We start from the raw sequence: 10038 nt of genomic DNA on the forward strand, positions 1-10038 counted from the left end.
CGGGCGCCCACCTTCCGCCGCCCACCATTGATCACCACCATGCCACCACGGTAGGGCCGACCCCCGGGCGCCGCTGGCCCACCAACGCCAGCCACACCCCCGTCTCACCTGACGTCCGTCCTGCCTTTGGCCACTCTTTGGCGCGGCAGACGACGTGCGGCGAGGGGTCGGGGTTGCAGCGAATGGACGCGAGATGGCTCACAGAAGACATCTGGCCGAGCGGCTGTGGGGAGGGGCTGCGTGCCTGCCCACCCGGCATTCGGATGCATTCTGCAACTGAACGCATACCGCCCGTATAGGCACTAAGTACACCTATCGTCGCTTCTCCGGGCCGCCCGACAGCGCCGCCGCGCGGATCCCTTCCCTGTCCCCGTCGAAAGGTAGGCGAGCGACGTTTTGTCGACTGCCCCAGTCGCCGCTCCCAAAGCCGGCACTTCCCCAGCCGTCATGTCCAAGTCCTCTCCCATGCCGCAGGAGGCCGGAACCGCACAGGCGCCCACCATCACCGACCCCGCGCTCGTCCGGCGTGCCGTGAAGGCCGCCGCCCTGGGCAACGCGATGGAATGGTTCGACTTCGGTGTCTACAGCTACCTCGCGGTCACGCTGGGCAAGGTCTTCTTCCCCTCGGGCAACCCCACCGCCCAGCTGCTCGCCACGTTCGGTGCCTTCGCCGCGGCCTTCCTGATCCGCCCGCTGGGTGGCATGGTCTTCGGTCCGCTCGGTGACCGCGTGGGACGGCAGAAGGTCCTCGCCTTCACCATGATCATGATGGCGGTGGGCACCTTCGCGATCGGCCTGATCCCCTCCTACGCCACGATCGGCGTCGGCGCCCCGATCCTGCTGCTGGCGGCGCGTCTGGTGCAGGGCTTCTCCACCGGCGGCGAGTACGCCGGCGCCTCGACCTTCATCGCCGAGTACGCACCGGACCGACGCCGGGGCTTCCTGGGTAGCTGGCTGGAGTTCGGCACGCTGGCCGGGTACATCGGCGGTGCCGGCCTGGTCACGCTGATGACCGCGCTGCTCTCCTCCGAGGACCTGCTCTCCTGGGGCTGGCGCCTGCCGTTCCTCATTGCGGGCCCGATGGGCATCATCGGCCTCTACCTGCGCATGCGCCTGGAGGAGACGCCGGCGTTCGCGGCCGAGGTCGAGAAGGCGGAGACCGACCGCCCGAAGGTGCCGCTGCGCGAGATGGTCACCGGCCAGTGGCGGGCGCTGCTGCTGTGCGTGGGCCTGGTGCTGGTCTTCAACGTCACCGACTACATGCTGCTGTCGTACATGCCGACTTACCTCACCGGTGAACTCGGTTACGACGCGACGCACGGTCTGCTCGTCGTGCTCGGCGTGATGGTGCTGATGATGATCGTCCAGCCCTTCGCCGGTGCGCTGACCGACCGGATCGGCCGCCGCCCGGTGATCGCAGCCGGCTGTGCGGGTTTCCTGCTGCTGTCCATACCGGCCCTGCTGCTGATCCGCGAGGGCAGCCTGCTCGCGGTGGCGGTCGGGATGGGCGCCCTGGGGCTGCTGCTGGTCTGCTTCACCGCCACGATGCCCGCCGCCCTCCCGGCGCTGTTCCCGACGCGGGTGCGCTATGGCTCTCTGTCCATCGGCTTCAACGTCTCGGTCTCGGTGTTCGGCGGGACCACCCCGCTGGTGGTCACGGCGCTGATCGGCGCGACCGGCGATGTGATGATGCCCGCCTACTACATGATGGCGGCGGCCGTGGTCGGCGGGTTCGCGGTGTGGCGCATGGCCGAGTCGGCGGGGCGCCCGCTGCCGGGTTCGCCGCCTTCCCTGGAGGCCGGGGAGCAGCAGTCCCCACAGGCCTCGGCGCGTTGAGGAGCGCCCTGAGCGGGAAGCCGAGTGGTTCTGTTGTGGTCAGCGGTACTGGTCCACCAGGAAAACGGGTCAACCAGTACCGCTGACGAAAGGCAGGGGCGCAAGGGCGATTCGCAGCTCTGGCACACGGTGGACGACTACTTCGTCGCCCGTCTGCTGCCCGATGCCCTGGGCGACGATGTGCCGGCGGCCGCCCTGCGGGACAGCGAGGCCGCCGGCCTTCCGTCCATCGCCGTGTCCCCCGCCCAGGACAAGCTGCTCCAGTTCCTCGCCCGGGGGCAAGGCGCTCGCCACATCCTTGAGATCGGCACGCTCGGCGGCTACAGCACCATCTGGCTGGGCCGCGCCCTCCCGGCCGACGGACGGCTGGTCTCCCTCGAGTACGACCCCAAGCACGCCGAGGTCGCCATTCGCAACCTCGCCCGCGCGGGCCTCGGCCAGCAGGTCGAGGTGCGGGCGGGCCCGGGTGTGGGCCAGGCCGCACCGGCTGGTCCTGGACAAGCTCGGGTCCCGCGGCGAACTGGACTGGCGCGGTGCACGATCGACTCGGTGAACATGCGGGCCCTGAAAAGGGGGCCCTGACCGGCCCGACTCCTGGCGACCGGGGCAAGTACGGCTCGCGTTCCGCTCGGCCGGCGACCCGTTCCGCGGTCGGCCTCGCATCCGTCGGCAAAGCGCACCGTCCCGCCCAGCGCTCCACCGTCACGCGTTTCATTCGACGTCACTCGCTTCGTGGGTTCGAGACCTCACCGCAGCGCAGGCCGATGGTGCGGGGCGGGGCAAGGGGGCACTTCGATCGAAGCAACCGCCTCGGTGACGACAAGCGTGCCTTCGTGCCGACCATTGCGCTTCGGCTCAACATCGCTGTGGTCGGGTTGCCGGATCATCATCGCGAGCACCGGCGATGTTCCGGTGCGGCCTCTACAGGTCGAACTCCAGGTGCTCGATGTCCGTGAAGCGGACCTCCTCCAGCTGGCCGGCGCGGCGGCCGCCGTCCTGGAAGTAGACCTCCCTGAGGGCTTCGGCGGCGATCTCCTTGAGCTGCTGGTCGCCGGCGCCGGCCTGCTGGGCGTCGAAGAGGCGGGCGGCGTACTGCGGCGGCAGGGCCACGGTCAGGTGCCGGATGCGGTCCTGGTCCGTCGACCCGATCGGTGCGGTGTAACCGAGCCGGGCGCGGGTGTCGATGACGATGCCGCCGGTGGTCGCCGCCTTCTCGCGGGCCTTCGCCCGGATCTGCGGCTGCCACCGCTTCTTGACCTCGCGCTCCAGCCGGGCGGCGAGAGCGGCACGGGGCTTTTTGATCTGGTCCTTCACGTACCGTTCGACGGTGCGTTGGGAGATCCGCAGCATCTGGGCGACCGGCTTGGTGCCCTTGAGCTGCTTGACCAGGTACCGCATCTGCGCGCCCGCGCTCTTGGGTGCCGGGCGGGTGAAGGTTTTCTGTACCGCGGCGTCCAGGCCGTCCCCGAACATGCTCATCGCCTGCTACTCCCCGTTGTCCTGGCCGGTGACGGTGCCGTCCTTGATGTACCGGGCGAGGTTGAGTTCCGGGGCCGTGAACTGCTCCCGCACGCCCTCGCCCCACAGCACGCTCTGGGTGCCCTCGTGCTTCACCAGGCCGGGGTTCACCCCGAGCTTGAAGCCGCCCGGCAGCGGCTTGCCCTCCCGGTAGGGCAGGAAGTCCAGCGGGCTCGTGCCGCCCGCCGCGTACACGACGCAGTCGGACAGGATCGCGACCGGGTAGTCGCCGGTGAACGCCGCATGCTTGACGATCTTGCGGTGCAGGTTGATGCGCGTGCGGGAGATGACCGCCGCGCGGATGTCCGGCCGCCACGTCGGGCGGGACAGCGCGCGCCACGGCTCGCCGGGCCGCCAGCCCTCCCCGCGCGGGCGTTCGCGCAGCTTACCCAGGCCGCCCTTCACCGTCGCCTTGATCGCCGAGACGACGATCGCCAGTTGAGGGTCGCGCTCCCTGTAGCCGTCCATGGCCGCCAGGAAGTCGGCCGGCGACAGGTCCGTTTCCACGCCGAGGTCGGCCATGGTGGCGAGGTAGGCGTCGCGCAGCCGGTTGTACCAGCCGTCCAGGTAGCGGCCGTTCTCGTAGCGCACCCAGGCCTCGATCGGGCGCACCTCGTAGCCCAGCTCCACCGCGTAGGCGACGGTGGGTGTCGCGTACCAGGCCGGGCCCTCGGGACGCGCGCCCGTCGGCGTGAACGGGCTGGGCAGCAGCGAGCCGTCCAGCGCCGCCCACTCCTTGCCGACCTTCACGCGGGACAGGTCGACGTGGGACAGGTCCACCAGCCACGAACCGGGCAGCTTCGGGTCGAACACCGGCGCCTTGACCTGCGTGGGCGCACCGAGGCCGACGACCAGGCCGTTGGCGCCCGCCGCGAAGGCCATGTTCACGTCGATGCCGACCAGGTGGCGGCGCAGGCATTCGGCGTCGGTCATCGGGCGTGCCCAGTCGTACGCCTCCTCGAACAGCTTCTCCGCCGGGCCGCGGACGGGGAAGCGTGGCAGGTTCGCCAGGAGCGGGTGCCCGTCCGGCGCCTCGCACGGTGCACAGTCCACCGGGTCCTTGCCCAGACTGCCGGGGTTGTGCTCGGAGTGCCTCTTGCCGTTGGTGTCGGGCTCGGAGGCCCGGGTCGGCGGGTGCAGCGCGGTCATCAGCTCCAGGCCGGTGACGGCGGTGGAGCCGCGCGGCGTCATCACCCGGGACGCATAAACACCCAGCACCCGGGCGAGGTCCGCCGGCGGTAGCTGGGCGGCCCCGCCCCAGTGGCGGGAGTCGAGCGCGTGCCAGGACGGGATGCACAACTGGACGCAGGCCCGTTCCGAACCGGTGGCGGGGCGGTAGATCCGCGCCCACGGGCCGAACCCGCGCTTGGTCAGCTTCCAGTCGGCGCGGACCAGTTGCCTGATGACCTTGTGGCCCTCGGGGATCCGCCCGGCGAGCCGCTCCTCGTCGGTGAGGGTGACCGGCAGGCCGTAGCGCTCCAGCGCGGCCTCGGTGAGCACGAGCAGCGGGTCGGCGTCCTTGCCCGGGCCGGACAGCTTCGGTTGCCCGAGCTTCGCCTCCGTGAGCGTCCAGTCGACCAGGGACGGGAGGGACTTGGCGGGCACGTCCAGGACCAGACCGCCGACGCAGTACGCCAGTGCCTGACCGTCTTCGACGTCGACAACGGCGAGCGGCCCGTTCTCGAAGCGCGTGTCGGCGCTGCCCGCGGGAGCGCTGGTCGGGGCCGCCTGCTTCGCGCCCGGACGCCGCGACGTCGACGTCGGCCTGGCGGTGCGCGCCGGTCGCGGCGCGGCCGGCGGAGCTGTGGCGGCGGAAGCGGGGGCGGTCCGGGTGTTCTCGTGTGCGGTCATGGCCGCAGCCTCGGACGCCTTGTCTGCGGACAGGATCTCCGCGTCGGCCAAGGCTGGCGAGCCGGTGAACGTGGTCGGCACCACCGGGGCCGTCATCTTCGCCACCGGTGCAGCGGGGTAGAGCTCCGCGAGCTGCTTGAGCAGCCGCGCGTACGCCTCACGCTCCGGTGAGCGGGGCTCGGTCTTGCCGGACTCCCAGGCGCTCACCGTGGCACGGCGCACCTTCAGCGCGGCGGCCACCTCGTCCAGTGTCAAGCCGTGCGCGGTACGCAGTCGCTTGCGCTCCCCCGTCGGCGGCAGCGGAGAGCGGGACGCGACCAGCGCGTCGACCGCCTCGAACAACTCGGACACGGAACACCTCCTGACCGACACCCTATCCCGTGAACCGTACGGATCACGTACTTCTTCCGTACGAATTGCGTACGAAATGCGGTCGATCGGTGAAGGAGTGTTTCAAGTGGTGCGTCCTGGGCTGACCTCTCGCAGCGAGGTCAAGCGTTGTCACCGAAGGTTGAGTGATCGTTTGGCGCTGACTGCCGTTCGAAGCTCCTCGGCGTCCGGGTCGACGACGAGTGTGGCCGGGAGTTGCGATCCAGCAGCGGCAGGCCGGAGTCAGGAGCGCGTTGTGGTGAGTCATGCATGACTTCCGATCAGGGGTTCTGGCTCGCTTTCCGTGAAGGCGGCACGCTGAGTGACGACTGACGCTCGGATCAACCTCCCGGAGGCTGCCTGAAAATGATCAGTGCCGACCTTGGGGTGGCCGACAGTTCAGCGTCGTGGAAGAGACATCGCTCCGGCTGGAGGGGCTGTTGTTCCCGGCGATCGCGGACGTGGCGGTGCTGTCGGTGGACGTGAACCACGAAGCTGTACACGTCAAGGCCCGTAGTACGGCGGCCGAGGCGGCGTGTCCGAGCTGCGGGAGCCATTCGAGCCGAATACACAGCTCCTACCTGCGCTTTCCCGCCGATGTCCCCAGCGCGGGGCGGCGGGTGGTTCTCTGCCTGTGGGTCCGCCGGTTCTTCTGCCGGAACGCTGCGTGCGGACGACGGACATTTGTCGGGCAACTACCGGGCCTGACCCGGCGGCACAGCCGGTGGACCGAGCGCCTGCGTTCGACGCTGGCCGTGGTCGGCCTCGCCCTCGCCGGCCGGGCCGGTGCCCGGATGGCACGAGTCTTCGGAGTGTCCGTCAGCCGCAGCACGGTGTTGCGGCTGCTCACGGCCTTGCCGAAGCCGGAGGCACCGTCCCCACGGGCGGTCGGCGTCGATGAGTACGCGACGCGCAAGGGCCGCGTCTACGGCACGGCTCTGGTCGATTGCGAGACCCGTCGGCCGGTGGACCTGCTGCCTGACCGGGAGGCGTCCAGTCTGGCCGAGTGGCTGGCGAAGCGGCCAGGAATCGAGGTGATCTGCCGGGACCGGGCTCCGTTCTTCGCGGAAGACGCCACGGCCGGGGCACCCCAGGCGATCCAGGTCGCTGACCGGTGGTATCTGTGGCACAACCTCGGCGAGGCCGCCGAGCGGACCGTTGCCCGCCACCGCCAGTGCCTGCGCGTCCTCGTCCCCGAACCGGCCGGAAAGGAAACCGATGATCCCACTCCGCCCGAGGAAGCACCCACCTCGCTGTGGAAGAGCGACCGGTTCGCCCACCGCATCCGGGCCAGACACGCCACCGTCCACGCCCTGCTGGAAGCCGGCCACAGCCGCCGCTCCATCGGGCGCCGGCACCACATGACCCACCACACCGTCAAGAGCCTCGCCGACGCGGCCAGGCCGGAAGACCTCTTTCGCGGCCAGTGGCAGCACAACCGAACCTCCGTCCTCGACGAGTACAAGCCCTATCTGGACGAGCGCTGGGACGAGGGCTGCACCAACGCCTGGAAGCGCAGCCAGCAGGAAGACAGCCAGCAGCGGCCGACGACGACCGCCGACCACTCCACTGACACGAAGCCGACACATCGCAGGCAGCCCCACCGTCGTCCTGAAACGGCCGTGGGGGCTGTCACGTTGAGGGGCATCCGGCATGGCCAGTGTTGTCGCCGTGCCAGCAGTCGTCCGCACCACCATCGGGAGGATCTGCGTTACTGGGGCGCGGACCCTCATGCCGTTCGTCCGGTTCGCACCCTTGTGCCCCCGGTGTTCACCCGTCACCGTCGGTCCGGGGACAGTGATCGCAACCTGGGGGATTCGATGGCTGACAACACCATGCCCATGCCCGGATGGCTCACCACGCTGCGAGGCCGACTGCCCCGCTGGTGGGCGCGGCTTCTCCGCCGGCCCGAGACCGAGCGACCGGAACGACTCGAGCAACTCAACGTCACGAACACCGCCGCCACCCAGGAGCCGCGCGACCTCGGCCTCGAGCACCTCCGCGAAGCCCGCCGCCTCCACGAGAACATCCACGCCAGCGAGCACTACCAACGCCGAAATCAGGAGATCAAGGCCGCGGCCGCTCACGGTGTCGCCCACGAGACGATCGCCGAGGAGCTCAGCCTCAAGATCAGCACAGTCAAGGCCATCGTCAGGAACAGGACCGGCCAGGCGCCGAGCGAGTAGAGCCGTGGGCGACGACGCGATACCGCGGACCGCCAAGGAATGAGCGGCGCTCCAGCACGCCGTCGACTACCAGCAGTGCTCCAGGACGGCGCCCTCGTCGGCAAGGAGCCAGGGCCTGTCTGCCCGGACTGCGGTCTGGTCGGTGAGGTGCACCAGACGTACGCCGGGGGGCGTCCTCGAGCCGGAACAGGCGGCGACGATCTCCGCGCGTATGCTGCCGGCCGGACACCGCTGGCGGGTGGACAGCAACGGGACTGGTGTTGTCACGTTGACAGGGTGTGGGCGGCCGGCGGCATGCCGGGGCGTGTTGTGGCCTGGCCGGTGTGTTGGGTCAGGCCGCTGCGGCAAGGCCGGTGCTGCCGGTGACCTGGTCCCAGACGGCCCTGACACCTTTTGCCGACGCCGTCGGCGAAGGCGCGTCAGTGGTGGTGGTCGTGCCGGCCGAGGGTCTTCACGGGGGTCGCGCCGGGGCGGGTCCATTGCGGCACGGGGCGGCTGGTCGGGCCCCAGGTGGCATTCCTGTCGGCGTCCGAGCGCCAGTACCAGCAGATCGGCGAGCCATGCCCACCGACCGGCGAGCCGGCCTGAGGGGCCTCGGGCCAGCCCTCGGGGTTGTCCTCCCACGCCTCACGGCGGCCGTAGGGCGTCATGTCGAGCAGGCCGAGCGACCCGTTGACCGGCTCGTTGCCGCGGCCCGTCGTGGAGTAGGTGAGGAACACGCGGTCGCCATCGCGCAGGAAGCAGGTGAGATGCCCCATTTCCCCGCCGACCGGCGCGTCCACGTCGCGCACCGAGTACCAGGGCTGGGTGTAGCCCATGAACGCGACGTAGGCGGCCACCTCGTCCCACCGGCCCGTGGTCAGGACGGCGAACGAGACACCGCGGGCGTTGAGGTAGACGGCGTCCTTCAGGTGCCAGGCCGTGGCGGTGCAGCCCTCGCACTGCCCCTGGTGCGGCGCGCCGTCGTACCACATGTGCTGGTAGACCATGAGCTCCTCGCGGCCCTGGAACAGGTCCAGGAACGGGACCGGGCCGTCGGCTCCGACGACCTCGACCGCCTGGTCGAGCTCCACCATCGGCAACCGGCGGCGGGCCGCGGCGAGGGCGTCGCCCTCACGGGTGTGGGCCTTCTCCCGGACCAGCAGCTCGTCGCGGGCGGTCTGCCAGGTGGCCGGGTCGACGACGGGCGGGCGGCCGGGCAGCGCGGTGGTCGGGTCATCCGGTGTGGTCGTCATGGTGTCCTCCGTGGTGTCTCGTGCCGGGCGGCGTCGTACGACGTCCTGGGACGCTCACCGGAACAGACCCGCGACCCGGCCGGAACTCATCGCGGCGGGGGGGGCGCCCCGGCCGGGCCTGCACGGACTACGTCGGGCCGACGAGTTCACAGACGCGCTCTCACAGCTCGAACTGCAGGTGCTCGACGTCGGTGAACTCCACCTGCAGGCCGTGGGCGCGGCGGCCGCCGTCGCGGAAGTAGACCTCACCGAGCGCTTCGGCGGCGAGGTCGCGCAGCTGCCGCTCGGTGGCACCCGAGTCCTGGGCGTCGAAGAGGCGGGCCGCGTGCTGGGGTGGCAGGGCGAGGGTGAGGTGGTGGAGGCGGGCGTCGTCGGTGGTGCCGGGTGCGGCGGTGAAGCCGAACCGGGCGCGGGTGTCGACGACCAGGCCGGTGCTGGTGGCGGCCTGGCGGCGGGCGCGTTCGCGGATGCGGGGCCGCCGGCGGGCGCGCACGGCGTCCTCCAGGCGTCGGGCGAGGTCCGGGCGGGGCCGGCGGATCTGGTCTTTGACGTACCGCTCGACGGTGCGCTGGGTGACGCCGAGCGCGTCGGTCACCGCGCGGGTGCCGTTGAGCTGCTTGACCAGGTAACGTATTCCCCGGCGACGGCGCCCGACCGCGTGACCCGCCTCAACCGTTCGACCCGGCCGGGGCGTTCACCAGGGCGTCATGCACGGCCCACCCCATGTCGCCCGCACACCAGCTGACGTTGCCCAGGACGGCGACGTCCACCTCGTGCCGGGGATAGTGGTAGAGGCGGGCGCTGACCCCGTCCTCCTCGCCCGTGTGACCCCAGCGGACGACGGCTCCCCCCTCGTCCAGGAGATGGGTGAGACCGAAGCCGTACTTCCACCAGTAGCCGCGCACCTTCTCCGCCCGCTCGTCGACCTGCGGGGTCAGCGCGAGGCGCGTGGTCTCCTCGTCCAGCAACCGGCCGGTGCGCAGCGCTCGGGCGAAGGCGGTCAGGTCGGCGGCGCTGCAGGTCGCTCCGCCGTCGGCGGCGGC

7 protein-coding genes and 3 pseudogenes are annotated in these 10038 nt (G+C 70.8%); 4 read left to right on the plus strand and 6 right to left on the minus strand.

Going from position 1 to position 10038, the window contains the following annotated elements; all coding sequences use genetic code 11:
- Positions 1 to 447 precede the first annotated feature (447 nt).
- The 3 genes and pseudogenes from proP to AB0I73_RS38505 all read left to right on the plus strand — a co-directional run.
- Complete coding sequence (gene proP, locus AB0I73_RS38495) at positions 448 to 1836, plus strand: glycine betaine/L-proline transporter ProP (RefSeq protein ID WP_363045059.1); 1389 nt, start codon at positions 448 to 450, stop codon at positions 1834 to 1836.
- Between the two features lie 48 nt (positions 1837 to 1884).
- A pseudogene (locus tag AB0I73_RS38500) lies at positions 1885 to 2307 on the plus strand (class I SAM-dependent methyltransferase); the annotation flags it as partial.
- Positions 2297 to 2459: pseudogene (locus AB0I73_RS38505) on the plus strand (IS5/IS1182 family transposase); the annotation flags it as partial. The pseudogenes AB0I73_RS38500 and AB0I73_RS38505, both read left to right, overlap by 11 nt.
- A gap of 298 nt (positions 2460 to 2757) precedes the next feature.
- On the opposite strand, the gene AB0I73_RS38510 reads toward AB0I73_RS38505, so the two are convergent.
- Together AB0I73_RS38510 and AB0I73_RS38515 are read right to left on the minus strand one after the other, a co-directional pair.
- Positions 2758 to 3315: an XRE family transcriptional regulator gene (locus AB0I73_RS38510; RefSeq protein ID WP_363045060.1), complete on the minus strand. Its 558-nt coding sequence runs from the start codon at positions 3313 to 3315 to the stop codon at positions 2758 to 2760.
- A gap of 6 nt (positions 3316 to 3321) precedes the next feature.
- Entirely contained in the window at positions 3322 to 5556 is a 2235-nt protein-coding gene (locus AB0I73_RS38515) for a helix-turn-helix transcriptional regulator (protein WP_363045061.1), read from the minus strand.
- 425 nt (positions 5557 to 5981) lie between these two features.
- Here AB0I73_RS38515 and AB0I73_RS38520 point away from each other — a divergent pair, with 425 nt between their 5' ends.
- Positions 5982 to 7760, plus strand: coding sequence for an ISL3 family transposase (locus AB0I73_RS38520; protein WP_363045062.1), 1779 nt, complete (start codon positions 5982 to 5984; stop codon positions 7758 to 7760).
- A gap of 66 nt (positions 7761 to 7826) precedes the next feature.
- Here the strand turns inward: AB0I73_RS38520 and AB0I73_RS38525 are convergent, their stop codons facing one another.
- From AB0I73_RS38525 to AB0I73_RS38540, 4 genes and pseudogenes are all read right to left on the minus strand, one after another.
- Positions 7827 to 8027, minus strand: a complete 201-nt coding sequence (locus AB0I73_RS38525) for a hypothetical protein (RefSeq protein ID WP_363045063.1) — start codon at positions 8025 to 8027, stop codon at positions 7827 to 7829.
- A gap of 152 nt (positions 8028 to 8179) precedes the next feature.
- Positions 8180 to 8995: a DUF899 domain-containing protein gene (locus AB0I73_RS38530; protein ID WP_363045064.1), complete on the minus strand. Its 816-nt coding sequence runs from the start codon at positions 8993 to 8995 to the stop codon at positions 8180 to 8182.
- A gap of 160 nt (positions 8996 to 9155) precedes the next feature.
- A pseudogene (locus AB0I73_RS38535) lies at positions 9156 to 9629 on the minus strand (XRE family transcriptional regulator); the annotation flags it as partial.
- A gap of 34 nt (positions 9630 to 9663) precedes the next feature.
- A partial coding sequence (locus AB0I73_RS38540; RefSeq protein ID WP_363045065.1) for a hypothetical protein occupies positions 9664 to 10038 on the minus strand: 375 nt, incomplete at its 5' end.

Origin of the sequence: Streptomyces sp. NPDC050388 (assembly GCF_040655635.1) — a bacterium.
Classification (GTDB): domain Bacteria; phylum Actinomycetota; class Actinomycetes; order Streptomycetales; family Streptomycetaceae; genus Streptomyces.